Here is a 23,819-nt window from a genome sequence, read left to right as displayed (position 1 = left end):
CGAACACGGGTGTCAGCGCGGGAGGATCAGGTGTGAGAGGGCGTCAGCAGCCGCGACGACACGCGGCGGAGGCCACCCGCAGCAGGTCGATGTGACCGCGCGTGGTGAGCAGGGCTGTACGCAACATGGCGCGAACGTAGCGACTCGTTCAGGTGCCGGTCAACGGTGTCTCGGAGCGTGGACGCGCGATCCCGCGCTGTGAACGGCAGGATGACCTCATGTCGACCTTCATCACCCGCGTGATCACCCTCACCACCGGCACCACGGAGACGGTCACCGACCTGACCCAGGTCTGCACGGACTTCCTCACGGAGACGGCCTCGGGCATCGACGGCCTCCTCAACCTCTTCGTCCCCCACGCCACGGCCGGCCTGGCTGTTCTCGAAACGGGCGCGGGCAGCGACACCGACCTCCTGACGGCACTCCACCACCTCCTCCCGGCCGACGACCGCTGGCAACACCGCCACGGCTCCCCGGGCCACGGCCGCGACCACGTCCTCCCGGCCCTGGTCCCGCCCCACGCGACGGTCCCGGTGATCGGGGGACGCCTGGAACTGGGCACCTGGCAGTCGATCTGCCTGGTGGACACGAACAAGGACAACCCGGAGCGCCAGGTCCGGTTGAGCTTCCTGGGCTGACCGAGCCGGTCAAGGCCGTCCTGGGCGTGGCCGGCCGGCTATTTCATCCGCCGTACATGGAAGGACGGTTCCGCGCCGCCTACTGTCGTTGCCATGGCAGCAGGAATCCTCACGACGCGCCGCCACGTCGGCCAAGGCACGTGGCGAGCGCCCTGTGTACGGTCGCCGCGGCCCGCTGAACGTGCCCTTTCCCTCGCGGGATCCCCACCTGGCGCACCAGCCTGAATCCCGTCTCCTCCCCGCTCGCACCACGGCCGACGGCTCGTCGCCTCGTCCGTCCGGCACGCGTGCCACGAGGCACGAGTGCCGGACGCCCACCATTCCCACGGAGCCGTCATGCCCGCATGCTGCACCCCGGGTCACGCCCACGTCCCCGCACCGACCCTTGCTCCGCCCCGTTCCGCGCTCCCGCCCTCCCGGGTGGCCCGGCAGCTGCTCACGCTGCCTGGAGGGCGCTTCCTCATGGGCACCGACGACCCGGAGGGCTTTCCGGAAGATGCCGAGGGGCCGGTCCGTGAGGTCGTCGTCGGACCCTTCCGGATCGCGGCCACGACCGTGACGAACGCCCAGTTCGCCCTGTTCGTCAAGGCGACCGGGCACGTCACCGAGGCCGAGCGCTTCGGCTTCTCCTTCGCGTTCGGGGCCTTCCTCGGCGAGGAGGTGGCAGCCCTGTCCCGGCCCGTGGCGGCCGTCCCCTGGTGGCGGGCGGTGGAGGGAGCCGACTGGCGCCACCCCGAGGGGCCCGGCTCCCATGTCACCGACCGGCAGAACCATCCCGTCGTCCACGTGTCCTGGAACGACGCCCAGGCCTACTGCGCCTGGTCCGGCACCCGCCTGCCCACCGAGTCCGAGTGGGAGTACGCGGCCCGCGGCGGACTGGAGCAGCGCCGCTACCCGTGGGGCGACGAACTCGAGCCCGGCGGCCGCCACATGTGCAACATCTGGCGGGGCGAGTTCCCGATCCGCAACACCGCCGCCGACGGCTACGCGGGCACCGCTCCTGTGACGTCCTTCCGCCCCAACGGCTTCGGTCTCTACAACGCGGTCGGCAACGTCTGGGAGTGGTGTGCGGACCGGTTCACCCCCGGTGAGGAGAGCTCACGGGCGATACGCGGCGGCTCCTACCTGTGCCACGACTCCTACTGCAACCGCTACCGGGTGGCCGCCCGTAGCTCCAACACGCCCGACAGCTCGACCGGCAACATCGGGTTCCGGGTGGCCGCCGACGCCGCCTAGCACCGTTCGCCCGCCCGTGGAAGAGGCCGTTTCCGAGTGTGCGGAAACGGCCTCCGGACGTACGAACGGACGTCGTGATGTCACCCCACGGTGATGCGGGCCATGGCCCAAGAGGTGTGGTCGAAGGACGAGCGGCTGTCGGCGTCCTCGACGACCAGCCGCAGGACGCGGATGCCGCGCACGTCCAGGTCGACCTGGACCGGGCCGGTGGCCGCCCTGAGGGTGCCGGTCGTCAGCAGCAGGCTGTCGTCGCCGTAGACCCTGGCGCGGGTCGCGCCGACGGAGCTCTGCTTGGCGGAGAAGTCGTCGATGCCGACCAAGGAGGTGAACCGGGCCGCGGCACCGCCGAGATGGAAGGCGATGTCGCTGGGCGCGTGGACACCCAGGCCCTTGGGGTACGTCGTACCCCTGAAGGAGATCGGCGAGCCGTCGCCGGCGGCGTTCTTGCCGTTGGAGGTGTCGCGCTCCACCGGTCCCCAGCCGTTGGTGGCACTGATCCAGGCGAGGTCGGAGAGGTAGGAGTCGCGGGTGGGGGCAGGGGGCGGGGTCGGGACCGTACCCATGGCCGGATAGCGGACCGGGCCGGCCGGGGTGACGGCGCTGCCTTCCACGGTGAGCGTCCACGTTGTCGCGGGGGCGGTGTTCGTTGGTGGGGTGACCCGCCAGGACGCGGTGAGCCCACCGCCGGCCGCGAGCTGGTCCGCGGCGGTCGGGGAGGTGGGGGCCACGAGCCAGCCGTCGGGGGCGCGAAGAGCGAGCGAGGCCGCGGTCCACGGGCGGGAGGAGCCGTTGCCGAGGGTGGCGGACACGGTGAACGCCCGGCCCGGGACGGCCAGACCGGGCAGGGCCAGACGCGTCCCGAAGGGGATGCGCGGATAGCTGTCCTTCCAGGAGGAGCGCATCAACGCCACAAGCTCCGCGGCCTTGGCCGGGTACGCGTCGACGATGTTGTGGGTCTCGCCGACATCGGTGGCCAGGTTGTACAGCTCCACCTGCCAATGGTCGTCGGGGAGGGCACGGTCCCGCTCGGGGGCGAAGCGCACGGCCTTCCAGTCGTCCCGGCGGACCGCCTCGGCGAGCCAGGTGGCACGTCCGCCGTCCTGCGCGTCGGCCCGGCCGGTGACGCCCCGCTCGTCACGGAACCAGTAGAGGTGTCCGTGGCGTGCCGAGTCGGCGCTGCCGGCGAGCAGGGGAGCGGCGGACAACCCGTCCACATCGGTGGGGGACGGGGCGCCGCCGAGCTCGGCCAGGGTGGGGAGCACATCGGTCAGCGAGGTGGGACGGTCGCTGGTGCCTTGCCGGACCCGGCCCGGACCCCAGGCGACGAGGGGGACGCGTATGCCGCCTTCGTAGAGGTTGCGCTTGTAGCCGCGCAGTGGCCCGTTCGCGTCGAACAGGTCGGGGTTGACACCGCCCTCCTCGTGCGGCCCGTTGTCGCTGGTGACGAGGACGATGGTGTCCCGCTCCAGACCGAGCTCCCGGAGCCGGTCGACCACCTTGCCGACGAGCGAGTCGAAGTACGTGACCTGGGCCGCGTGCCCCTTGTTCGCGGCCGTCCAGTTCCGGTCGGCGTACGCCCCGAAGCCGGGGATGTCGCTGGGGGCGTGCGGGACGTTCGGGGTGAGCAGCAGGAGGAACGGCTCGGAGGCGTGGTCGCCGATGAACTCCAGGGCACGCTGCTCCAGGAGGTCCGGACCGTACACGCTCTTCACGCCGCCGGCGTTGGCGGGGATGGGTTCCTTGACGTCGTTGTGCCAGAGATACGCGGGGTAGTACTGGTGCGCGTGGCTGTGGTCGATGTAGCCGTAGAACTCCTCGAAGCCCCGGGCGGCCGGGTGACTGGCCTGGCCGGCGGCCTCCGGTCCGAAGCCCCACTTGCCGATCACCGCGGTGCGGTAGCCGCGTGCCCGGAGCACCTCGGCGAAGGTCGTGTCGTGGTCGGTGAGCGAACCCTGCCCGCCGGAGGAGGGATTGGCACGGACCGTGGCATGGCCGGTGTGGAGTCCGGTCAGCAGGGAGCAGCGTGAGGGGGCGCAGACGGCGGCGGTGGAGTAGGCGTCGGTGAAGCGCAGCCCCTCGGCGGCGAGACGGTCCAGGCGGGAGGTGCTGATGAGCTTCTGGCCGTTGGCGCCGAGCTCTCCGTAGCCGAGGTCGTCGGCGAGGACGACGACGAAGTTCGGCGGCCGCGTGCCCGAGCCCTCCGTCGCGTGGGGGACCGCTGCCGAGGACGCTGCCTGCGCTGATCCCGCGGCGGTGTCGACGACGGCGGCCAGACCGAGCGCGCCGGTCGAGCCGGCCAGGAAGGTACGGCGGCTGGGCATGGCTGACGGCTCCTCGGGTGTGGCTGCGGGTGTTCCGCCGATCATGAGTGGCGGAGCGGCACCAGGACCATGCACACGGCATGAAGAACATGTGACGGCGCCCGAACCGGCCGGCAGGGGAGGGAACGCGCCCACGTTGCTCCCACGGTCCGGAATTGGCGGGCACTGAAGCCGTCGCACATCCGGTGAGCCGTCGTGCAGAGGACCGACCACGCCGGAAGAGGCGGTGCGGTCACCCGTGGGGTGCTGCGCCGCGCCGGTTGAAGGGAAGCCGGCCCAGGACCACCGCCATGCCGCAGGTGTCGGTGAGCGCCGAGAAGACCAGACCTCCGGCGATGCCCGCCGACAGCACCTGGAACGCCGGATGGACGAGCAGTCCGAGAGCCAGGCCGAGCAGCACCAGAGCGCCGGCCGTGAAGCGCACCTGACGCTCCATCCCCCAGACGGCTCGCACGGGGCCGGGCGGATGCTCGAGCCGGTGGCCTGCGGCGGCCCAGGCCCGGGTGCCGCCCGTCAGGCTCGCGACCGCGATCCCGTGGGAGGCGAGGACCGCGGCCCCCTTCCCGGAGCGCGCGCCCGAGGCGCACACCAGGAGCAGAGGACCGCTCTCGGCGGCGTGCCGCAGCTCCGACAGTCTGCCCTCGATGCGCTCGAGGGGAACGTTGACGGCGCCGGGCACGTGGCCGGAGGCGAACTCGCCGGGGGTGCGGACGTCGACCACGTTCAGCTCGGGCAGTCGTGGCTCTGCCTCGTCGACGCTGAGGATGCTGGAAACGCTCATGAGGAACATACCTTCGGCTGAGACGGGGGACGGCCCCACAACCATCAGCGGCAGGGGCGTCTTCGGATGCTAGGCGCCGCGGGACGGCTCAGCCGGTGGACGGAACGTATCGCCACGAAGTGGCCATGACGTCGTCACGGCGCGGCAACAATCCGGGCCGGCGAGTGGGACAGCCCTACGTCAGGCGGGGTCATGGGGGTGCCCGATCCGGCCTGGGCCGGTCCGAAGGCTCCGGGCATCGATGACCTCTCCGTCCGCCGCGGACGGAACGTGAAGAACCGCTGCCTCGTCAGCGGCGGGTCTGCGGAGGAGGAGCAGCGCCGCGTCGTCGTGCAGACGGCCTCCCACGTGCTCCAGGAGTTCGCCGTGGAGCGCTGCGAGGGTATCCGTCGGCTCGTCGGACAGGTGCTGCGCGAGTCTCTCGGCAAGCGGGTAGAACTCACGGCCCCGGTCGCGTGCCTCCGTGACCCCGTCGGTGTAGAGCAGCAGCTGATCCCCGTCGGCGAAGGGCAGTACATCCAGGCCCGGGGTCTCGCCCGTAAGAGCGCGCAACCCGAGCGGCGGGGCCGGATGGGCCGGCTCCACCGGCACGACCTCGGATCCGCGGACCAGCAGCGGAGGCGCGTGCCCGCAATTGACCACTTCGAGAAGGCCTGGCCGGGGGTGCCCGGCGACCACGGCCGTGACGAAGTCGTCGCTGCGGAGGTTGCGCGCCAGACTCCGCTCGATCCTGTCGACGACGGCCAGAAGATCGGGCTCCTCGTAGGCCGCCTCGCGGAAGACTCCCAGCACCAGAGCGGCGACCCCGACGGCGGGCAGCCCCTTGCCGCGCACATCGCCGACGATCAGCCGGACCCCGTACGGGGTGGGCACGAGGGCGTAGAGATCTCCGCCGATGCGGGCTTCCGCGGCCGCGGCGCTGTAGCGGACGGCCACCTGGAACGGGCCGACCGTCGCCGGTACGGGCTGCAGAAGCGCGTGCTGGGCGGCCTCGGCGACCGAGCGGACGTCCGCGAGCACCCGCTCGCGTCGCCCGCGCAACGCGCTGGCCAGGGCGCCGGCGAGGGTGACGGCCATCAGGGCCGACAGTACGGCTGCCAGCTCACCGCCCGGCGCGCCGTCACGGATTCCCAGCATCGCGCCCAGCCCCCCGGCGAGAAGGCCGACGCAGACGACTCCGCGAGGCCCGTTGGTGGTCGCGGCCAGCGCGGGCCCTGCGGCGAGGAGCGGCAGCCAGGTCAGCCCGGCTCCGGCGAGGAGGTCGACGACCACGATGACGGAAACGATCAGCACGGGCAGTACGGGCGTACCGGAGGCGAGCTGCACAGCGAGGCGATTCCGGGCCACCGGCCCCGTGGCGGCCCCTTGCTTCCTGGAGGGCCGGATCGGCCCGTGGTCGCCACCGTGCTCTCGGGTGTGACTCATGTTTCGCCCGTAGTCCTCACCTGTGCGCGGAGCGTTTGCTCCGTAGATGTCTGTTAAATCCAGAAAAGAGGATGGGGGTGAACGTCACAAGGGCGCGGATTTCAGATAGTGAGTGAGAGGCCCCTGGTCACGCGACTGGCGGTCGGGAGCAGCCGCGCCCGGATCTCATCGAGGCGGGAGAGCCGGTCCGCCCGCAGCGATACGCCGAGCGAGCCGAGCGTGTCCCCGCTGTACACCGGCACCGCGATGCAGACCGTGCCGAGCGCGTACTCCTCCATGTCGGTGACCGCCGGCGCCACGGGAGAGGAGTCGAGTCGCCGGAGCAGCTCCGGAACGTCGGTGATCGTCCGTGGCGTGAGATCCGCCAGGCGGTGCCGGGAGAGATAGTCCTTGCGGGATTCCTCGTCCAGCTCGCGCAGCACCGACTTGCCGAGCGCGGTGGCGTGACTGGCGTCCTCGAATCCCACCCAGAGGTCGACCCGGGGTGCCCGGGGGCTGTCCACGATCTCGGCGACCCGGATCTCGCCGTCCTCGTAGAAGGTGAGGTAGGCGGCGGTCGCGAGCTCGTCGCGCAACGCGGCGAGCGTCGGGCGGACTCGGCTCAGCAGCGCCTGCCCGCGGCCGGTGGTGCGGAGCGCCTGCACCTTGTCGCCCAGGACGAACCCGCCGTCGTCCAGCTTCCGCAGGTATCCGTCGTGGACCAAGGTCCGCAGCAGGTGGTAGGCGGTGGCCAGAGGCAGCCCCGCCTCCCGTGCCAGCTGCTTCGCCGGCGCGCCGTTCTCGTGCCCGCTCACCGCCTCCAGCAGCCGGAAGGCACGTTGCACGGAGGTGATGAGCGTAGGGGCGGGGCTGTCGCGAGAAGCCATACGACCAGCGTGCGCCGTGGGCACGGCACCGGCAAGATTCCCCCGGCCCCGGCCGAGAGTCCTGGGAAATGCCCCTCGAATACTCCGCCCTCGCATCCTTCACAACTGAATCAGCAGCCCCGATCGGACTTCGCTGTTACGTCTTCACGGAATGGGAACCGTGTGATGGCCGGTCGGTCCGGATGGCTTCTCATCGGCCTCGCGGCCGGATTAAGATTGCTCTGCGTGCCGGTCGACTCGCGGTCTGTGATGCAGGGGGGATTTCTGTGACCGGTCTCGCATGCCGTCATCGGATCCGTGACTCATGGAATTGGGTGACCCCATGCCTCCTCGTCTTGTTGGCCGTGAAGGCTCTCTGGCAGGACAGCAGTTCCCGATCGGCGCCACACCGTTGACCCTGGGCCGCAACGGCGACAACAGTGTCGTGATAACAGGAGGAAATGTCTCGCGCTTTCACGCCGAGGTGCGTCGCGAGCGCCACGGATTCGTGCTGTACGACAGCGGAAGCAGTAATGGAACGCGAGTCAACGGGGCGCGTGTGACATCGCACGAACTGCAGCCCGGAGATCTCGTCGAGATAGGAACCGAGACGTTCCGCTTCGAAGCGGCCGATGCGATGGAGACCATCCTCGACCTCTCCGTGCTGCGGCCGCTCACTCCCTCCAAGGCGACCCTGGAGGCAGCGCCCGTCCTGGACGTCACCGTCTCGGGCGGCGGTCCCGTCGGCCTGAGTTTCGCTCTGCTCCTCGAACACCTCATGGGGCATCGCGTGGCCGTCACCGTGTACGACGGCCGGTGGGTTCAGGACGGACCGAAGGTCGTCTGGAAGAGCGAGGCACAGGGCAACGTCAGGCGGCAGCAGGTCGTCACCGTACAGAGCCGGCAGTATCTGAACCTTCCCGAGGAGGTGCAGGGGCGGCTGTTCCGCGGCGACGCGTACTCCGAAATGTGGCCGGTGGGCCCCGATTCGCTCCGCGGCTACAACCCGAGAAACCTTCGGATCTCCTACATCGAGGACACTCTCCTCGAATTGGCCAACGAGAAATCCGACCGGATCCGGCTGGTTCCCGAGGTGTTCGACCCAGCCGAGTACGACACATCCGAGTCCAAGGGCCATGTGCTCGTCATTTGCGAGGGAGGCCGCTCCCGGACGCGGGAGTATTTCACCGACAGGTTCGGCAACGCCGACACGTCCATCTACTCGCTGCACGGACAGCACATTCAGGATGTCGTCCTGGGGCTGCGCGTCAAGTCGACCCTGACGGACCCCATGACGGTCCTGCTGACCGTGGCCCAGAACCGCTTCCTCCTCAACGCCCTTCGCGGCGAGGGGTTCCTGAACATGCGGCTCACCGATGCCGAGGCCGCGGAAGTGATCGGTATCGATCCGGTGCGGCACGTGTTCGAGGACTGCATCGCCTCACGCCCGTGCGTCATGGGGCGGGACGACCACGGTGACTTCCAGTGCTCGACGCACAGCACGCTCTTCCTGCCCGCCATGGTCAGGGGCTCGGCCCTGTGGAAGCGGGTGTTGGAGGGGCTTGCGCTCTTCGGTGTCGCCGAGAGGGATCTGAGCGCCGTCACGGCCTTCCGGCTCGACATGGTGCAGCGGCCCAGGTTCACCGCCCGGCTGCGCCCGGCCACGTCGACCACCCCGGGGACCTACGGGTTCCTCCTCGGCGACGCCGCCAACGCCATCCACTTCTGGCCGGGACGCGGGCTCAACAGCGGACTGGGCTCTGCCATCTCGCTGGCCCGATCCCTCAACGGCGCATGGACCGGCAGGCCGTTCCGGGACGCCGACTTCGCACGCCACGAAGCGGCGATGTCCATGCTCCAGTACCGGCACAAGAGCCGGGCCTGGAACACGATGATCACCACCGACGAGCACGGCGTCAGCTGCGCGATCAAGGACAAGATCGCCCAGAGCATCGAGGAGTCGGCGGGCAAGGACCTGGACAGGAGCACGGACATCGACGCGCTCATGGAACGGCTGCGGGGAATCCGTGACCGGTTGGCTTCACGCCTTCCCGGCATGCCTGACGACGCGACACTCCGGAACCACCTGGACACACTCAACTCCGACACGCTGCGGACCCTGTTGGAGAGCGGGGCGTGGGACACCCTGATCGTCGGGGGCGAAGAGGTGGACATCGACATCTTCTACCGGCAGGACGCGCCGGCCACGACCGCCCCCGGGAAGGCCCCCGCCGCGACGTGATCATGTCGTGCGCCGCCTGCCGGCGAACCCGGGCCCCGGTGCCCGGAGTGCAGGCGGTGGTCCTCAGCGGTCTTCGACGGGCCAGGGCTTGACCGGGGATTCCTCGCCTCCTTGGTCGAGCCGGAAGGGCGGGTACCTGTCCGTCATCAGGCTCGCGTACGCCGCCACCCGGATCACCCAGCGGTTCAGGCCGACCACCAGCACGAAGATGTCACGGGGGTAGCGGCCGGTGAAGGCGAGGGCGAAGGCCGCGATCAGGGTCAGCAGGGTGGTCAGGCCGCCGCTCCACCAGCCCGCTCGCATTCCGCCGGCGAAGAAGGCGATCACCAGGTACTGGGGGATGGCCAGCAGCCACCATTTGACGAGGACCAGCCCCCGGGAGAGACGTTCCGGGTAGGCGATGTCCAGTCGCGCCGGGTAGTCGGGCTCCGGGCCCAGGCTGAAGGGTGGGTACCGGTCGGTGGCCAGGGCGCTGTACGAGTAGAAGGACACCCGCCAGGACCACCGCAGGACCCCCACATTGAAGTCGAACAGGGCCCGCGGATAGCGCTCGGTGAACAGGATCGCGAAGAACGCGATCACGGTCACGAACACGAACGCGATCCAGAGGAAGATCAGGACGATCCAGTGGGGGATCACCAGGATCCACTTGACCAGCCACAACCAGCGCGACAGCGGGGTGTCGAGCCGGGCCGTCACTGTGACCGGAGGGTAGGAGGACCGGGAGCCGTCCATGATCGTCACTTCCTCGCGTCGGGTCCCTCACCTCCATGATCGCGCCGTTCCGCCGTCCGGCCCACCGGGAGCGGCGCGAGGCGTGGACCCGGCCGCCCCGCCGCCCGCCCCCGCTCCAGCGCGGTCAGGCCTTGTCCGCCGCGGCCAGCAGCTCCGCGACGTTCAGCTTCCCCATGCCCAGCATCGCCTTCATCGCCCGCTGGGCGCGGGCCTCGTCCGGGTCGGCGATGAGTTCGTCCAGGATCGACGGCACGACCTGCCAGCTCAGGCCGAACTTGTCGCGCACCCAGCCGCACGGGCCCTCCTGGCCGCCCTCGGACAGCTTGGACCAGTAGTGGTCGACCTCCTCCTGGTCCGCGCAGTCGACGAGGAACGACACCGCTTCGTTGAAGGTGAAATCGGGTCCGCCGTTGAGGGCGGTCACCGCGTTCCCGTCCAGGACGAAGTCGACGGTCATCACCGTTCCGGCCTCGCGGGGTCCCGCATCGCCGTAGTAGGAGACCTTCTTGATCTCCGAGTTGGGGAAGACCGAGCAGTAGAACTCCGCGGCCTCCTTGCCCTGCGTGTCGAACCAGAGGTTGGGGGTGATCCGGGGCATGACGTTCTCCTGATCTCGTCGGGTGCGCTGCGGCTTCTTACCGGTACGACCGCCCGACAGCCCGGAAATCATCGCTCCGCGCTCAGAGCCCCGTGACCTTCCCGCTCGCCGACAGCTCGTAGACCAGCGTGACCGTGCGGCGGCCGCCCGGCGCGAGAGGGACGTCCCAGCGGGCGATGCCCTCGGCGTCTACCACGTCGGGCACCGGGGAGCACGCGTCCTTGTGCAGGCGTACTTCCACCGCCGAGACCTCGGACACCGGGATCCGCTCCCGCAGGGCGACCACCCGCTCGCCCTGCTCCCCGGGAGCGGAGAACCGGGACAGGTGCAGCCGCACCGTGCGGGTGATCACGGTCCGCTGGGAGAGCCCGGCGGTGTCGCGGGACTCCTCGGTGCGCCGGACCACCCGGTAGTCGTCGCTGCTGCCGAAGGCCAGCTCGACCGGGGCGCCGACCGCGGTGAAGTCCAGCGTGCCGCGCCCGCTGAATCCGCTGCCGCGGACCAGGTCCACCGGCCCGGCGAGCAGCACATGGCCCGACAGGTTGTCGCACCGCACCACCTGCGTGACCAGCGGGGACAGCTCGGCGGAGCAGGCGTACTCGCTGTGGGCGGCCGTCGTGAACGCGGAGAGCGGCACGCGATGGGCGCGGCCGTCACCGGGCACCGACACCGGCGCGGGGGCGCGCAGCACCCGCGCCTCGCCGCCGTCGTCGACCCCCGGCAGGCCGAGCACCGGGGCCGCCGGTCCGAGGTCGCCGATCTCCTCCTCACGCAGCTCCACGTCGACCGTGCGGCGCTCCGCCGTGGAGCGGTCCGTGAGTGTCAGCCGGTCCTCGCCGAGCCGGGGCGGATCGGTGGCCAGCGCCGAACGGGCCGTCGACAGGGTCAGCCGTACGTCCGTCCAGTCCTCGCCGGTGCGCTGCCAGACCATCGCGTCGGTCTCCAGCGTCAGGGAGTCCCCGTCGAGCACGGCGCGGTAGGCGGGCCGCCACAGCGCGCACGGGGTGAGGTGGCTCAGCCGCAGCGCGGCCGGTCCGGCGGCCTCGGCCTCCACGGTCAGCTCGACGTGGCCGACCAGCTCGGCGGGCTCCTGCTCGGACAGGTGCATGGCCCGCTGGGATTCCCCCAGTTCTGCGGCGAGCTGCGCCAACCGGGCGTCGACGGTGCGGAGTTCCTCGCCGTAGGCGTCGCGTTCGCCGTCGACCCGGTCCAGTTCGGTGGCCCAGCGGTCCCGTTCGGACTCGCCGAAGCCCGCGCCCTCGCCGATCTCCCGCAGCAGGTCGGTGGCGAGGCGGCCGAGCAGGCCGAGGCGGGCGTGCAGCCGTTCGCGCCGCTGTCCCAGGGCGAGCCGCTCCTCCTCGAGGGCGTGGACCCGGTGGCGCAGGGCGGAGTCGTCCTCGGCGGACGGCAGCGGCGCGCGGGGCGTCCAGCTGCGGACGATCCGTACGTCGAGCACCGTCGCGGGACGGTCGGCGGTCAGCTCGGCGTGGAGGGTCCGGTCGACGGCGAGCGCGCTGACCGGACCGAGCCGCAGGCGCTGGACTCCGGCCTCCAGGTCGAGCACGGCGGTGCGCTCGACGTGGGCGCGGTCCTCCAGGCAGGTGACGGCGGTGACGGGGAGGGCGATCGCGGGCGGGGCGATCGCGGGGACGGCGGTCGTCGGGAAGGCGATCGGCTTCGGGGCCGTGGACATGGTGTGTCAGCTCCTGCGGTTGCCGCCGACCAGGGCCTTGCCGGTCGGGATGCGGATCTCGTAGCCGCCGGCGAGGGCGGCGGTGGCGCCCGCCGACAGGTCCACCCGCCAGACGCGGGTGCCCGTGGCATGCCGGTCGGGCCCCGTGTCCTCACCGGGTGCCGTCCAGTCGGCCCGTTCCTCGATCCGTACGTCCGGTTCGGAGGTGACCGGCACCCGCTCGCGGATCTCGACGGTGACGGGCCGCGCGAGCCGGTTGGCCAGCTCCACATGGACGTGGTGGGCGAGCACGGTGGTGTTGTTGCGCAGGCCGGAGGTCGACTCCTGCACGTGCGTACGCCGGGTGACCCGGATGCCCTCGGCAGGCCCGAGCCCCACCCGGCGGACGCCGCCGGGGGCGAGCGTGGGCAGGGCCGCGGTCAGCAGGAACTCGTCGTCGACGGTGACCTCCACCGGGCCGGCCAGAAGCGCCTGGTCGGTGGCGTTGGAGAGGACGAGCGTCGCATACACGGTCTGTTCGACGGACGGTACGCAGAGGTACTCGGTACGCAGGCCGACCGGGATCTCTCCGACGGTGACGGTGTGCCAGGTGCCGTCCGAGGGAATGTCGGCGCGGGCGGTGGCGTCGAAGCGGTGGTCGAAGGAGCCCGCCGACTCGCGGGGCCGCACGGCATGCCCCGGCAGGGGCAGGGCGGCCACCGCCTCGGCACGGCGACGGTACTCGGCCGCCAGCGGGTCGTAGGAGGAGTCGGGGAACAGCCGGCCCCTGTGACCGGCCTGCTCGTCCGGGCCGCGCAGGACGAGGGCGGCGTAGTCGAGCTCGGCGCCGCTCGGCTGCGGCGGACCGGCCACCGGCGCCGGAGGAGCGGGCCGTGGCGGTGCCGCCCCCGCGGGGGCGGCGGGTGCCATGGCGGCCGGCGCGGGGGCACCGGCGAACCCGCCGCCCGTACGCGGCCGGGCGCTCGGTGGCGGTCCGCCCGGCTGGGCGGGGGCGGGCATCCCGACGCTCAGGGTCTCCGGGGAGGAACCGTACGCGCCGCCGGGCTGCGGCAGCGCTCCCGGCGGCGGCGCGCCGTAATCCTGCGCGGCGGGCGCCGGGGGAGGCGGCGGGACGGCAACGGGCACCGCACCCGTCGCGCCGGCCGCGGAAGCGGCGCGCGGGACGGGGCGGGGGCCGGCCGCCTGGTAACCGGCGAACAGATCGGCGAGCCCCGCCGGAGGCTCGCGCCAGCCGGAGGGGGCGGGGGCGGGCTGACGGCGTCCGATGCGGAGCGAGCGGAGCTTCGGCAGGTCGGTGCGGCGGCGGAGATCGGCCGTGGCCAGGGCGACGCGCACGCCGGTCCAGTCCTCCCCGGTCCGCTGCGCCACCGACGCGCGCAGCACCAGACGTCCGCTGCCGTCGCCCTGACGGTGCGTGAGCCGGTAGGCCGGCACCCAGACGGCGCCCGGAACCCCGTACTCCAGCTCCACCTCCACCTCCGCGCCCTCATCCGCGGCACCGGAGCCGGTTCCGGTTCGGTCGAGGCTCAGGACCGCGCACACCGTCGTCTCCACGTACGCGGACGACGCGGCGGTGGAGGCGCGGGACTGCCGGTCGACGGCCATGTCGAGCCGGTGCTCGACGTCACGCAGCGTCTCCTCCAGCTCGACGAGGCGGGTGTGCAGCCCCGTCAGCCGCTCCTCGACGAAGTCGGCGAGCTCCAGCCACGCGTCGGCCGGGGTACGGCGGTGCGGGTCGTCGCGCTTGCGGGCGGGCGGGACCGGGTGGAGCGCCTTGACCTCCTCGATCAGGCTCAGTTGGCGGTCCCGGCGGGCCCGAGCCGCCGCGTACGCGTCACTCAGCCGCTCGACCTCGCGCCGCAACGCGTCGGCCGATCCGTCCGTGCCGCCTTCGGTACCGAGCGGCTCCGCCTCGACCTCCACCCGGGCCTCGGTCACGCGCACCCCGGAGGCGCCCAGGACACGGGCCCGCAGCGAGCCCGGGTCGATCGAGCGGGGCAGTCCCGTCACCCGCACCCGGCCGTCGGACGGCATCCCGCCCCTGGCCAGGCGGCGACAGACCGCGCCCTGCGCGTACACCACGACCGCATCGAGGGTCGATTCCCACCGCTGTGCCCGCTCAGCCGTCATGTGCTCCCGCCCCCCGCCGCGTTCATGCCGATCGAAGCCTACGCCGGACGGGCCCTCGCGTCCGCCTCGGATCGGGAAGACGGTGTCCGGCACCTCGCGCCCCGCCGGCCGAGCGGCCGCCTCCTCCTAAGCTGCCATCCGGCACCGGCCCCGAATCAGGAGAGCGCATCATGTTCGACCCCGCCCGGAAGTACCCGTTCCCCGACGCCCTGCGACCGGACGGAGCCCCCGCACCACACCCGCAGCTCGCGCCGGTGACCGGGTTGCTGGGTACCTGGTCCGGCCGTGGCCGGGGCGGGTATCCGACGCTCGACGAGGAGTTCACGTACGAGCAGGAGGTCACCTTCAGCCACGACGGACGGCCCTTCCTCCACTACGAGGCGCGCGCCTGGCTGATCGACGCGGACGGCACCCCGCTGCGGCCGTCGGCCCGGGAGAGCGGCTGGTGGCGGCTCCAACCAGAGGGACGCGTCGAGGCGTTGGTCACCCAGCCCACCGGCATCGCGGAGATCCTCGTCGGCCGCGCGGACGCCGGTACGGTCGATCTCGCCACCCACACGGTGGCGCTCGCGCCCACGGCCAAGGAGGTCGAGGCGACGCCGGTACACCGTGGTGGACGAGGACACGCTCGACTTCGTCCACGACCTCGCGGCGGTCGGACAGCGCCTGCAGCACCACCTGTCGGTCCGGCTGCGTCGCAACGCCTGACCGGACGTCAGGAGCGCGGCGCCCGCGGCTCGATGCGGTAGTCGAAGGCGAGCGTGCCCGGGTCGAGGGCGGTCACGCCGCCGTCGACGGTGAGCACCGCGCCGTTGACGAAGGAGGACGCGGGCGAGAGCAGCCAGGCGACCGCCTCGGCGACCTCGCGCGGCTCGCCCGGACGCCCGGCGGGCAGGATGCGGGTGACCTCCTCGTACGCCGCGTCGACACCGCCGTTCCCCAGCCCCGCCTCGTCGGCGAACCGGCTCATCCGGCGGTCCGCCATGTCGGTGCGTACCCAGCTCGGGCACACGGTGTTGGCGCGCAGCCCCGCGGCCCCGTAGTCGACGGCGAGCGAGCGGCAGAGCTGGAGCAGGGCCGCCTTGGAGGTGGCGTACGCGGCGTTGCCCACGCCGTTGCGCAGGGCCGAGACGGAGGCGACCGCGACCACCGCGCCCCGGGCGTCGAGGAGATGGGGGAGCGCGGCACGCAGCAGGTGGAACGGTCCCGTGAGGTTGGTCCGCATCACCGCGTCCCAGTCCTCCAGCGTCACTTCGCCCACGCCTCCGCCACGCCCGATACCCGCGTTGAGGACGAGGCCGTCGAGCCGCCCGTACGCGCCGACGGTCGCCTCGACGAGTGCGCGCACGGCCTCGGGATCGCCGATGTCCGAGGGCAGAGCCAGCGCACCGTACTCCTCGGCGACGACCCGCAGCGGTTCGGGGCGGCGCCCGGAGACCGCCACGTGGTGTCCCGCTTCCCGCAGCAGTCGGGCCGTCGCGGCGCCGATGCCCGTCCCGCCGCCGGTCACGAGGTACACGCGCTGATCAGCCATGGTCGTCGAAGCCTCCGTCGTCTGCCGTTGTGTGCCGTCGTCTCCGTCGGCGTCTCTGCCGTCGTCGTGACGATGGTTTCACGGCTTCCGGCCGGTCGGAGGGCCGGCGTGGTCCTCGATCCCATCAGCGAGCCCGCCTGCCGGGCCCGTTCAAGGCCGGGTCGGGTGAACTATCTTGGGCAGCAGTGGGACGAGAAGGAGGCACCCCGTGCCATCTGGGCAGCAGGCGCGCGCACAGGCAGCCGCGATCACACCGGGCAAGCGCTCGTCGGACGCGGAGGTCGCCACTCCCGCCGAGCGGGTGCGGGCACTGTTCGGCGGCCATCGGCTGTCCCCCGGGCAGCGGCGCATCGCCCAGTTCCTCATCGACCACCTCACCGAGGCCGCGTTCCTGTCGATCACCGAGCTGGCGGAGCGTGTCGGCGTCAGCCAGCCGTCCGTCACCCGGTTCGCCGCATCGCTGGGGTTCAGCGGATATCCCGCGCTCCGGGAGGCCCTCCAGCCCATCGCGCTGAGCGCGGTCGCCGGCGCGCCGGAGGAGGGTGAGGAGCGGCTCGGCAACGAACTCCAGTCGGCGGTCGACGCCGAGATCGAGAACCTGATGGCCCTGCGGCGGGCGCTCGCCGATCCCGACCAGATCCTCGAGATCGGTCGCGAGCTGGCCCGGTCCGTCCCGCTGACGGTCGTCGGCCTGCGGATCTCGGTCACCCTCGCCGAGTACTTCGCGTACGCGGCACGGCGCATCCACCCCGATGTGCGGGTGGTGACGCGGGGCGGCAGCGTCGCCTACGACGGGCTGCTCCAGGCGCGCGAGGCGGGCGGGACCTGGGTGCTGGCCTTCGCGATGCCCCGGCACGCCAAGGAGACCCTCGCCGTCGTCCGGGCGGCTCGCCGCACCGGGCTGCGCGTCGTGCTGATCACGGACCTGGCGCTCGGGCCCTTCGTCGACGAGGCCGATGTGGTGTTCACCGCCGGTACGGGGTCACGGCTGGTCTTCGACTCGTACGCGGCGCCGGGGGTCCTCTCCGCGGCCCTCCTCCAGGCCATGGCGGACGCGGATCCGGAGCGGACGCAGATCCGGCTGGAGAAGTACGAGCAGGCGGCCGAACAGCACGATTTCTTCCTGGACGACTGACGTACGCCTGACTTTTCATGCCCATGGGGTGCATGAAATTTTTCATGCATCTTGCCTACTCGACGGTATATATATTTACTGTGGATGCCCCCACGGGCCCGAACAGAACATGCGGTCGCCGCCCCTCCTCCTCAGACGACCCCGTGTTTGAACGGCATGGCGGCTCCGGTCAACCCCTGGGCCGGAGCCGCCACACATGCGTCGGAGCAGAGGAGTCAGAGGAAAGAGGAGAGACCGTCGAGGAGACGGTCCACGTCCTCGGCCGTGTTGTACGGCGCCAGGCCCGCCCGCAGCGCGGGCCCCTCCAGCTTCAGCGCGGTGAACGGCTCGTACGCATAGAACTGTCCGGCGGTGGCCAGGACGTCGCGGGCCGCCAGGTGGATCTGGGCTTCGCGCGCGTCACGGCCTTCGAGGGTCATCAGCAGCGTCGGAGTCCGGTCCTGGGCCTTCGAGTGCAGCGTGACGGCGTCGCCGAAGGCCTGAAGACCCTCCTCTAGCCTCGTACGCAGCGCCAGCTCGTGCGCGTGCAGGGAACTCCAGGAGTGCGCCAGCCGCTCCCTGCGCGTCTTCCCCTCGCCCGGGTCCACCGCGGCGAGGAAGTCCACCGCGGCACGGGCGCCCGCCAGGATCTCGTACGGGAGCGTCCCGAACTCGAAGCGCTCCGGTACGGCGTCGGAGGACGGCAGCAGCTTGTCAGGGCGGAGGGTTTCGAGGAGGTCCGGCGCTCCGGCGAGGACCGCGGTGTGCGGGCCGAGGAACTTGTACGGCGAGCACACGAACAGGTCCGCACCCAGCGCGGGCACGTCCACGAGGTGGTGCGCCGCGTAGTGCACCCCGTCCACGTACAGCAGGGCGCCGGCCTCGTGGGCCAGATCGGCGATCCGCCGGAGGGGCGGCTTGGTGCCGAGGACGTTCGATGCCCCGGTCACCGCCACCACCCGGGTCCGGGGGGAGAGGGCCCGCTCGTACGACTCCAGGTCGACCTCCGCCGTCTGCGGGTCGATCTCGATCCAGCGGACCGTCACGCCCGCGTGCCCGGCGGCCTGGACCCAGGGGCGGACGTTGGTGTCGTGGTCCAGACGGCTGACGATGATCTCGTCGCCCGGCTTCCAGCCCTTGGCCAGGGTGCGCGAGAAGTCGTACGTGAGCTGGGTGGCGCTGCGCCCGTGGACGATGCCGTCCACGGGCATGTTGAGGAAGTCGGCGTAGGCGGCACGGAAGGCCGTGACGGACTGCTCGGCGTTCAGCTCGGACGGGCTGATCGTCCCCCGGTTGGAGAGGGGCCCGGTCAGCGTCGCCGCGATGGCGTCGGCGACGGGGCGGGGGGTCTGCGTACCGCCCGGCCCGTCGAAGAAGGCGAGGCCGCTGTCGAGGGAGGGGAAGTGGGCCCGGAGGGCGGTGACGTCGATGGCCATGGCCTCTGCTTTCTGTCGGGCGACGGATGGAGCGACGAGGTGGGGCGACGAGAGTGGTGCGGCTGGTCTGTGGGCCTGTTTGGGAGCGGGGCGCCTGGTGGGGCACGGGCTCCCGGCGCGTGGTGCCTGGGGTGGGGCACCGCCCGGTGCCGGGTCGTCGATCGGGACGCCGGCACCGGGGGTTGCCTGGAGTCTGCGCCGGACTACTCGGTCACGCCGTAGGCGCTTCCGCCGCGCGGGCCGGAGGCGCCGACGGTCGTGCCGTGGTCCGCGTCTCCGTCCGCATGCGCGCTCGCAGACGTCCGCGCGCCGGCCGCCGGCTGCTTCACGGTGCTGATGTCGTGCGCGTACGTGCCCACCGCGTGGGCGATGACGTCGATGTTGCGGTCGAACACCGCCATTCCGACGTTCTGGAGGGTGTCGCCGGCCGCGTGGTAGTTCGGGTCGAACGCAAGCCCCGCCGTACCGCCGAACTTCTCGGCCTCTGCGGGCGTCTTGAGCGCCTCCGCGCCGGAGAACGTACCGCCCGAGGGGATGCCGGCGTCGATGAACGGGCCGTAGTCGAAGCGGGAGACGAACGGCGTGCCCGCGTGCGGCAGACCCTGCTTGCCGAGGAACGCGGTGATGTCCCGTTCGAGTCCGGCCGAGCCCGCCGGGGCGGCCTGCGTGTTGGCGCCGTCCGAGTTGTCGCCGTCGAAGACGAACATGCCCCCGTTGGTCGAGGAGATCAACTCGAAGTTCAGGTAGAGCTTGATCTCCCGCTTGTCGAGCGGCGTGAGGTTCGCGACGTAGTGGTGGGAGCCGACCAGGCCGCTCTCGGCGGCCGACCACCAGGCGAAGCGCACCTTGTTGCGCGGGTTCTTCTCCTTCGCGGCCAGCTTCAGGGCGACGTCGAGGAGTCCGGCCGAGCCGGAGCCGTTGTCGTTGATGCCGGGTCCCGTGACCACCGAGTCCAGGGAGGCGCCGAGCATCACGGTGTCGGCCGCGTTGCCGCGCTTGGTCTCGGCGATGACATTGTTGGTGGAACGATTCTCCTGGAGCTGACGGATCTCCAGGGAGAGGTTCACCGGGCCGTTGGCGAGGTCCGCGGTGAGCTTCTCGCCATCGGCCTTGCTGAGGCCGCCGGTGGGTATCTTCGCGGCGGCGGGGTCGCCGAGCGTGCCCGAGAGCGGGCCGTAGCCGGCGTCGATGTTGTTGTAGATGAGGGCGCCGATCGCGCCCGCGGCCGCGGCCCGCTCCTGCTTGACGGCGAAGGCGCAGCCGCCGCGCTTGATCAGTGCGATCTTGCCGGTGAAGGCGCCCGGGGCGTAGTCGCCGGGCTCGCAGCCGGTGGTGCCGTCGGCGTCGACCGGGACCGCCGCCATGTCCGCCCTGACGCCGCCGACCGGGGTCGACTTGGTGTACGTGAGGGCCTTGATCTCGAGGTCGCGCGGGGCGGGCGCGACGGTGGAGAGCTTTTCGGCCAGCGTCTGGGTGTAGATGAAGCCTAACTTCTGGTACGAGACGTTGTAGCCGGCCTTCTTCAGCTGCTGGTACACGTACGCCGCCGAGGCGTCGTGCCCGAGCGAGCCGGCGACGCGATGGCCGCCGGCCGAGTCGGCTATCGCCTGGAACTTCTGCAGGTGCTTGTAGGCGTCCTTGGCCGACGCCTCGCGGACGAGCGCCTTCGAGAGCGCTGCGGCGTCCTTGCCCGGCCGGTCCTGTTGGGAGGAGGCGGGGGAGGCGGAGACCAGCAGGAGCGGGGTCGCGAGAGCAGCTGCGGTCAGGGTGGCCGCGGCTCTGCGATGTGATGCGTTCACAGAGGTCCTTCCCGGTGCGAACGATGTTGAGGGGAAGCTAGCGATCTCTGGGGTGTTCTGTGAACACATGTGCCAGAACTCACTTTATTTCATGCACACTTGTGGCGATCTCATGGAGGAGGGGCGGGGGGATGTCCGGCGTCGTGCCGGACGGCGGGACGCCCGCCCGGAGGCCGGGGCCGGGCTCGCGAGCGGAGGAGTGCTGGGGTCCGCTCCCCGTCGACGACAGGAAATGCTCGTGGGCGAGCCGACGGAGCGCGGAGATGGCGACGTCCCCAAGTGCGGTCACCGCCACCAGGCTTGTCGCGGCGCTTTCGGGGTGGTCCTGTTCGCTGAGGATTTGCACCTCAAGCCGTGCGATGCGCTCCAGGTGTTCGGCATACGCATGGAACAACCGTGGAATTTCATGGTGACCGAGCGATTTACAGGCGATGGTCACCTGGCAGAGTGTCTGCCAGGCCGGGTTGTCCGGGCTCACCTGCCAGCCCCAGCCCCGGATCAGGTCGGAGACCCTGGCCTGAGCCCACTCCCACTCCTGATCGTGCGAGGCGGAGCCGGGGGTGGGTAAGGCGTGCTGCGTGATGCGGAGCAATTCGTTCGCCGGTGGTCGTTCGTCCTCGACATGCCTGACGAGTCGGCGTACCTCCGCGTGCGGCAGCCCGCCGACATTCAGGAGTGCCTTTACCAGTGCAACCCTGCGCACATGTGATTCATCGTATTCCGGGAGTGTGGGAAGGAGGTCCAGGTCCTGATAGGAGCGGAGAGTGCGAACGGGGACGTTGGTCCTGCGGCTCAGAGCGGAGAGCGGCGACATATTCCACCGGGATTCGATCGGATACTGGGGACGATGTGCTTCGCGGCCGTGCCAGCAATTCGAGGTCGCCGTGACCCTATGCGGCTCGAATGCGACGGCACAAGCATTCTGGTGGCTATGGTCGGGGAGTTGGCTCAAAGGGGAGTTTCGCTGTCCCGTGGAAGGTGCGTGGCTTCGCGGAGTTTTCCGGGCGGCGGTGACCCGGCTCCGCCGCCGGTCCGCCCGGCTCCCCGTGTTTCGGCCTGAAACTGCTGTTGACGCCCTTGTCGGAGGGTGGCCGATGGGGTGATCCTCCCATGGCGCCATGGCGCCGGCTGCGGAGTTCGGCGGCCGTTCGTCCGTCCCTCGGTTCGTGTTCGGTGGTCCCTGCTACTGATGGAGAAGTAAATATGCCGTACGTTCGTGGCCGTCCGAGATCTTTCGCCGGTTTTGCGTCCGCCGATCAAAGGAGGCGGGGGTATGGATTCCGCAGGCGGGGCACTTGACGTCCTTTTGGTGGTACGGCATGATCATGGCGATCTCCGGCCTTTCTCGCCGTTTTGTACCGACCGCGTGACGAGGAAGCTGGTAGAGGGGGATAGGTATGGGGGAGGGCGGAGACGTGTCCGACACGTCGGCGCGGGGAAAGCCACGGCACGGTCCTCGTGTCGAAGGCGAGGAACTGGCCGCGGAATTACGTGACGGTGAGTCCGAGTTGCTGGACGTCTATCGCAGCAGGCTCGCCGAGCAGCGGAATCCGCTCGGGGCGGATGTGGAAGTCTGGGATTCCGTATGTGAGCAGGCCCGTGGGATCCTCTCCGAATGCCGCGACGCCCTGCGGAGCGGCGCCGGGGCGGCGCACGAGCGCGGACCCGGTCGCGGACCGGAGCGGCACTCGACGCCACGTCGTCCGGGCGGAGGGTGGGGTGGCCGGGGAACGGTGCCGGTCCACGCCGTGCGCGCGGGCTCCCTACTCGTCCAGGTCGTGGCCGAGTTCATCGAGCGGCGCCTCGCCCACCGGCCGTCGGGCGACCTGAGCGGTATGCGGCTGATGGCGACGCTCCAGGCGGCCGTCACCCGCTCCCTGGAGGACGGCGCCGACGGGACCGACCTGCAACTCCTCGATCTGGTGCGGGAGTCCACCCGGCAGAGTCGCGACGCGATGGCGAGGGAGATCCACGACCGCATCGGCAGCGCGGCCGGCCTGGCCCTGCGCCAGCTGGAGCTCTACGAACTCACCCAGAACGTCTCCTCGGCGACCGACCCCCGGCTGGACAGCCTGAAGCAGGCCATCCTGGAGACCATGCACAGCACACGGGACGTCGTCACCGAACTGCGCACCGGCGCCCACTCCGCCGGCTCCCTCCAGGGGGCCCTGACCGCCTTCGTCACCGCCATGGCCGTCGAGAAGCCGGTCGTGGAGATCCGGATCGAGGACTTCGACGATCCGCTGCCCGACGCCCTCGGCGAGCAGCTCTTCCTCGTCCTGCGCGAGGGCCTGCGCAACGCCCTGGCGCACGCCCACGCCTCCCGGGTGTCCGTCGACGTGCGATGTGACGTGCGGCGTGACGTTCGCCGGGTGGAGGCGCGGGTGAGCGACGACGGGGTCGGCCTTCCCCGGGAGCGGACGTTCGGCAACGGCCTCGCCTCCGTGGCCGAACGGATCCGGCTCCTGGGCGGCCGGATGGACATCGACAGCGTTCCCGGCGCGGGAACGACCCTCGTGTTCACGGTGCCGACGGGCGAGGAGTGGCATGCGAACGCCCGATGACCCGAGGCCGCCGTGGCCGGCGGAGCCGATCCGTATCATCGCGGTCGACGATCACTCCCTGCTGCGTGAGGCCCTCTGTCAGCTCCTCGACGCGGAGGACGACCTCCGTGTCGTCGCCCAGGCGGACACGTCCGTGGGCCTCGGCGACCTGGTGGCGAGCACCGGAGCGCATGTCGTACTGCTCGATGTGGAGATGCCCCACCATCACGCGCCCAGCGTGGTCAGCGAGTTGACCGTGCGCTTCCCGCGTCTGCGGGTGCTGATGCTGTCCATGCACGACCACGGCCCGCTCGTGCACGAGCTGCTCGCCCGCGGCGCCCACGGCTATCTGCACAAGAGCTCCCCGCGGGCCTCGCTGCTCTGCGCCATCCGCGGGTCCATGGCGCGTGACCCGCAGGTCATGATCGCCCTGCCGGGCAGCGCCACTCCGGAGGCGGCCATCCGCGGGGCGGGCAACTCCCTCTCGCCCCGCGAGCGGGAGGTCCTCACCCAGGTAGCCGGAGCGCTGAGCAACCGTCAGATCGCCAATCGGCTGGGCATCACCGAGGCCACCGTGAAGCGGCACCTGCGGAACATCTTCGAGAAGCTCGGTGTCGCCTCGCGCATCGGGGCCGTGAACAAGGCGGTGGAGGCGCGGCTCATCGATCCCGCCGGGAAGGGCGGGCGGCCCGTCTCGATCCCGGAGCTGGTGTGCCGCCGAGTCATGTGACCGCGAAGCCCGTCCCGTA

At 71.2% G+C, this 23,819-nt stretch carries 19 protein-coding genes and 1 pseudogene; 7 read left to right on the top strand and 13 right to left on the bottom strand.

What is annotated here, in order from left to right; genetic code table 11:
- Nucleotides 1–43 precede the first annotated feature (43 nt).
- On the bottom strand, nucleotides 44–127 hold the full coding sequence (locus tag ACFY8U_RS31315) for a putative leader peptide (RefSeq protein WP_351816447.1): 84 nt from the start codon (nucleotides 125–127) through the stop codon (nucleotides 44–46).
- A 91-nt stretch (nucleotides 128–218) separates the two neighbouring features.
- Here ACFY8U_RS31315 and ACFY8U_RS31310 point away from each other — a divergent pair, with 91 nt between their 5' ends.
- On the top strand, nucleotides 219–638 hold the full coding sequence (locus tag ACFY8U_RS31310) for a YjbQ family protein (protein WP_389575603.1): 420 nt from the start codon (nucleotides 219–221) through the stop codon (nucleotides 636–638).
- Between the two features lie 336 nt (nucleotides 639–974).
- Nucleotides 975–1,874, top strand: coding sequence for a formylglycine-generating enzyme family protein (locus tag ACFY8U_RS31305; RefSeq protein WP_389575602.1), 900 nt, complete (start codon nucleotides 975–977; stop codon nucleotides 1,872–1,874).
- A gap of 80 nt (nucleotides 1,875–1,954) precedes the next feature.
- On the opposite strand, the gene ACFY8U_RS31300 is transcribed toward ACFY8U_RS31305, so the two are convergent.
- From ACFY8U_RS31300 to ACFY8U_RS31285, 4 genes are all read right to left on the bottom strand, one after another.
- The gene (locus ACFY8U_RS31300) at nucleotides 1,955–4,195 is read right to left on the bottom strand and encodes a sulfatase-like hydrolase/transferase (protein ID WP_389575601.1); all 2,241 of its coding nucleotides are present in this window, start codon (nucleotides 4,193–4,195) and stop codon (nucleotides 1,955–1,957) included.
- A 232-nt stretch (nucleotides 4,196–4,427) separates the two neighbouring features.
- Nucleotides 4,428–4,976 (bottom strand): rhodanese-like domain-containing protein, encoded by a 549-nt coding sequence (locus ACFY8U_RS31295; protein ID WP_389575600.1) that lies wholly within the window; start codon nucleotides 4,974–4,976, stop codon nucleotides 4,428–4,430.
- Between the two features lie 180 nt (nucleotides 4,977–5,156).
- Nucleotides 5,157–6,401, bottom strand: a complete 1,245-nt coding sequence (locus tag ACFY8U_RS31290; RefSeq protein ID WP_389575599.1) for a PP2C family protein-serine/threonine phosphatase — start codon at nucleotides 6,399–6,401, stop codon at nucleotides 5,157–5,159.
- A gap of 101 nt (nucleotides 6,402–6,502) precedes the next feature.
- Nucleotides 6,503–7,267 (bottom strand): IclR family transcriptional regulator, encoded by a 765-nt coding sequence (locus ACFY8U_RS31285; RefSeq protein ID WP_389575598.1) that lies wholly within the window; start codon nucleotides 7,265–7,267, stop codon nucleotides 6,503–6,505.
- Nucleotides 7,268–7,571: 304 nt separating this feature from the next.
- Here ACFY8U_RS31285 and ACFY8U_RS31280 point away from each other — a divergent pair, with 304 nt between their 5' ends.
- The gene (locus tag ACFY8U_RS31280; protein ID WP_389575597.1) at nucleotides 7,572–9,488 is read left to right on the top strand and encodes an FHA domain-containing protein; all 1,917 of its coding nucleotides are present in this window, start codon (nucleotides 7,572–7,574) and stop codon (nucleotides 9,486–9,488) included.
- 63 nt (nucleotides 9,489–9,551) lie between these two features.
- On the opposite strand, the gene ACFY8U_RS31275 is transcribed toward ACFY8U_RS31280, so the two are convergent.
- From ACFY8U_RS31275 to ACFY8U_RS31260, 4 genes are all read right to left on the bottom strand, one after another.
- A complete protein-coding gene (locus ACFY8U_RS31275; protein ID WP_389575596.1) occupies nucleotides 9,552–10,223 on the bottom strand; it encodes a DUF4389 domain-containing protein in 672 nt (223 codons plus the stop codon).
- A 124-nt stretch (nucleotides 10,224–10,347) separates the two neighbouring features.
- Nucleotides 10,348–10,821, bottom strand: a complete 474-nt coding sequence (locus ACFY8U_RS31270) for a VOC family protein (RefSeq protein WP_389575595.1) — start codon at nucleotides 10,819–10,821, stop codon at nucleotides 10,348–10,350.
- An 82-nt stretch (nucleotides 10,822–10,903) separates the two neighbouring features.
- Nucleotides 10,904–12,514: a mucoidy inhibitor MuiA family protein gene (locus ACFY8U_RS31265; protein WP_389575594.1), complete on the bottom strand. Its 1,611-nt coding sequence runs from the start codon at nucleotides 12,512–12,514 to the stop codon at nucleotides 10,904–10,906.
- A 6-nt stretch (nucleotides 12,515–12,520) separates the two neighbouring features.
- Entirely contained in the window at nucleotides 12,521–14,644 is a 2,124-nt protein-coding gene (locus ACFY8U_RS31260; protein ID WP_389575593.1) for a DUF4139 domain-containing protein, read from the bottom strand.
- Nucleotides 14,645–14,814: 170 nt separating this feature from the next.
- On the opposite strand from ACFY8U_RS31260, the pseudogene ACFY8U_RS31255 reads away from it, so the two are divergent.
- Nucleotides 14,815–15,352 (top strand): annotated as a pseudogene (locus tag ACFY8U_RS31255) (FABP family protein).
- 7 nt (nucleotides 15,353–15,359) lie between these two features.
- Here the strand turns inward: ACFY8U_RS31255 and ACFY8U_RS31250 are convergent.
- Nucleotides 15,360–16,178, bottom strand: a complete 819-nt coding sequence (locus tag ACFY8U_RS31250; RefSeq protein WP_389575592.1) for an SDR family NAD(P)-dependent oxidoreductase — start codon at nucleotides 16,176–16,178, stop codon at nucleotides 15,360–15,362.
- A gap of 208 nt (nucleotides 16,179–16,386) precedes the next feature.
- Here ACFY8U_RS31250 and ACFY8U_RS31245 point away from each other — a divergent pair, with 208 nt between their 5' ends.
- Nucleotides 16,387–17,313, top strand: coding sequence for a MurR/RpiR family transcriptional regulator (locus tag ACFY8U_RS31245; protein ID WP_389575591.1), 927 nt, complete (start codon nucleotides 16,387–16,389; stop codon nucleotides 17,311–17,313).
- A gap of 215 nt (nucleotides 17,314–17,528) precedes the next feature.
- Here ACFY8U_RS31245 and ACFY8U_RS31240 read toward each other — a convergent pair whose 3' ends face one another.
- The 3 genes from ACFY8U_RS31240 to ACFY8U_RS31230 all read right to left on the bottom strand — a co-directional run bounded on the left by ACFY8U_RS31240 (nucleotide 17,529) and on the right by ACFY8U_RS31230 (nucleotide 21,341).
- The gene (locus tag ACFY8U_RS31240; RefSeq protein WP_389575590.1) at nucleotides 17,529–18,728 is read right to left on the bottom strand and encodes a cysteine desulfurase-like protein; all 1,200 of its coding nucleotides are present in this window, start codon (nucleotides 18,726–18,728) and stop codon (nucleotides 17,529–17,531) included.
- A 203-nt stretch (nucleotides 18,729–18,931) separates the two neighbouring features.
- Nucleotides 18,932–20,527 (bottom strand): M28 family peptidase, encoded by a 1,596-nt coding sequence (locus ACFY8U_RS31235; protein ID WP_389575589.1) that lies wholly within the window; start codon nucleotides 20,525–20,527, stop codon nucleotides 18,932–18,934.
- 79 nt (nucleotides 20,528–20,606) lie between these two features.
- Nucleotides 20,607–21,341 carry a MerR family transcriptional regulator gene (locus ACFY8U_RS31230; RefSeq protein ID WP_389575588.1) on the bottom strand — a complete coding sequence of 245 codons (735 nt, stop codon included), beginning with the start codon at nucleotides 21,339–21,341 and terminating at the stop codon, nucleotides 20,607–20,609.
- Between the two features lie 919 nt (nucleotides 21,342–22,260).
- Between ACFY8U_RS31230 and ACFY8U_RS31225 the strand changes: the two genes are divergently transcribed.
- Entirely contained in the window at nucleotides 22,261–23,091 is an 831-nt protein-coding gene (locus tag ACFY8U_RS31225; RefSeq protein WP_389575587.1) for a sensor histidine kinase, read from the top strand.
- Nucleotides 23,075–23,800, top strand: a complete 726-nt coding sequence (locus tag ACFY8U_RS31220) for a LuxR C-terminal-related transcriptional regulator (RefSeq protein WP_389575586.1) — start codon at nucleotides 23,075–23,077, stop codon at nucleotides 23,798–23,800. Before ACFY8U_RS31225 ends, ACFY8U_RS31220 begins: the two co-directional genes overlap by 17 nt.
- Nucleotides 23,801–23,819: the final 19 nt, after the last annotated feature.

The organism is Streptomyces sp. NPDC012508 (genome assembly GCF_042902595.1).
GTDB lineage: Bacteria > Actinomycetota > Actinomycetes > Streptomycetales > Streptomycetaceae > Streptomyces.
This window is presented reverse-complemented; position numbering and strand designations above follow the sequence as displayed.

Bases quoted from the DNA above. Each gene is read 5' to 3' on its own strand.
- ACFY8U_RS31315 (WP_351816447.1), bottom strand. From the start codon at position 127: ATGTTGCGTACAGCCCTGCTCACCACGCGCGGTCACATCGACCTGCTG.
- ACFY8U_RS31310 (WP_389575603.1), top strand. From the start codon at position 219: ATGTCGACCTTCATCACCCGCGTGATCACCCTCACCACCGGCACCACG.
- ACFY8U_RS31305 (WP_389575602.1), top strand. From the start codon at position 975: ATGCCCGCATGCTGCACCCCGGGTCACGCCCACGTCCCCGCACCGACC.
- ACFY8U_RS31300 (WP_389575601.1), bottom strand. From the start codon at position 4,195: ATGCCCAGCCGCCGTACCTTCCTGGCCGGCTCGACCGGCGCGCTCGGT.
- ACFY8U_RS31295 (WP_389575600.1), bottom strand. From the start codon at position 4,976: ATGAGCGTTTCCAGCATCCTCAGCGTCGACGAGGCAGAGCCACGACTG.
- ACFY8U_RS31290 (WP_389575599.1), bottom strand. From the start codon at position 6,401: ATGAGTCACACCCGAGAGCACGGTGGCGACCACGGGCCGATCCGGCCC.
- ACFY8U_RS31285 (WP_389575598.1), bottom strand. From the start codon at position 7,267: ATGGCTTCTCGCGACAGCCCCGCCCCTACGCTCATCACCTCCGTGCAA.
- ACFY8U_RS31280 (WP_389575597.1), top strand. From the start codon at position 7,572: ATGGAATTGGGTGACCCCATGCCTCCTCGTCTTGTTGGCCGTGAAGGC.
- ACFY8U_RS31275 (WP_389575596.1), bottom strand. From the start codon at position 10,223: ATGGACGGCTCCCGGTCCTCCTACCCTCCGGTCACAGTGACGGCCCGG.
- ACFY8U_RS31270 (WP_389575595.1), bottom strand. From the start codon at position 10,821: ATGCCCCGGATCACCCCCAACCTCTGGTTCGACACGCAGGGCAAGGAG.
- ACFY8U_RS31265 (WP_389575594.1), bottom strand. From the start codon at position 12,514: ATGTCCACGGCCCCGAAGCCGATCGCCTTCCCGACGACCGCCGTCCCC.
- ACFY8U_RS31260 (WP_389575593.1), bottom strand. From the start codon at position 14,644: ATGACGGCTGAGCGGGCACAGCGGTGGGAATCGACCCTCGATGCGGTC.
- ACFY8U_RS31250 (WP_389575592.1), bottom strand. From the start codon at position 16,178: ATGGCTGATCAGCGCGTGTACCTCGTGACCGGCGGCGGGACGGGCATC.
- ACFY8U_RS31240 (WP_389575590.1), bottom strand. From the start codon at position 18,728: ATGGCCATCGACGTCACCGCCCTCCGGGCCCACTTCCCCTCCCTCGAC.
- ACFY8U_RS31230 (WP_389575588.1), bottom strand. From the start codon at position 21,341: ATGTCGCCGCTCTCCGCTCTGAGCCGCAGGACCAACGTCCCCGTTCGC.
- ACFY8U_RS31220 (WP_389575586.1), top strand. From the start codon at position 23,075: ATGCGAACGCCCGATGACCCGAGGCCGCCGTGGCCGGCGGAGCCGATC.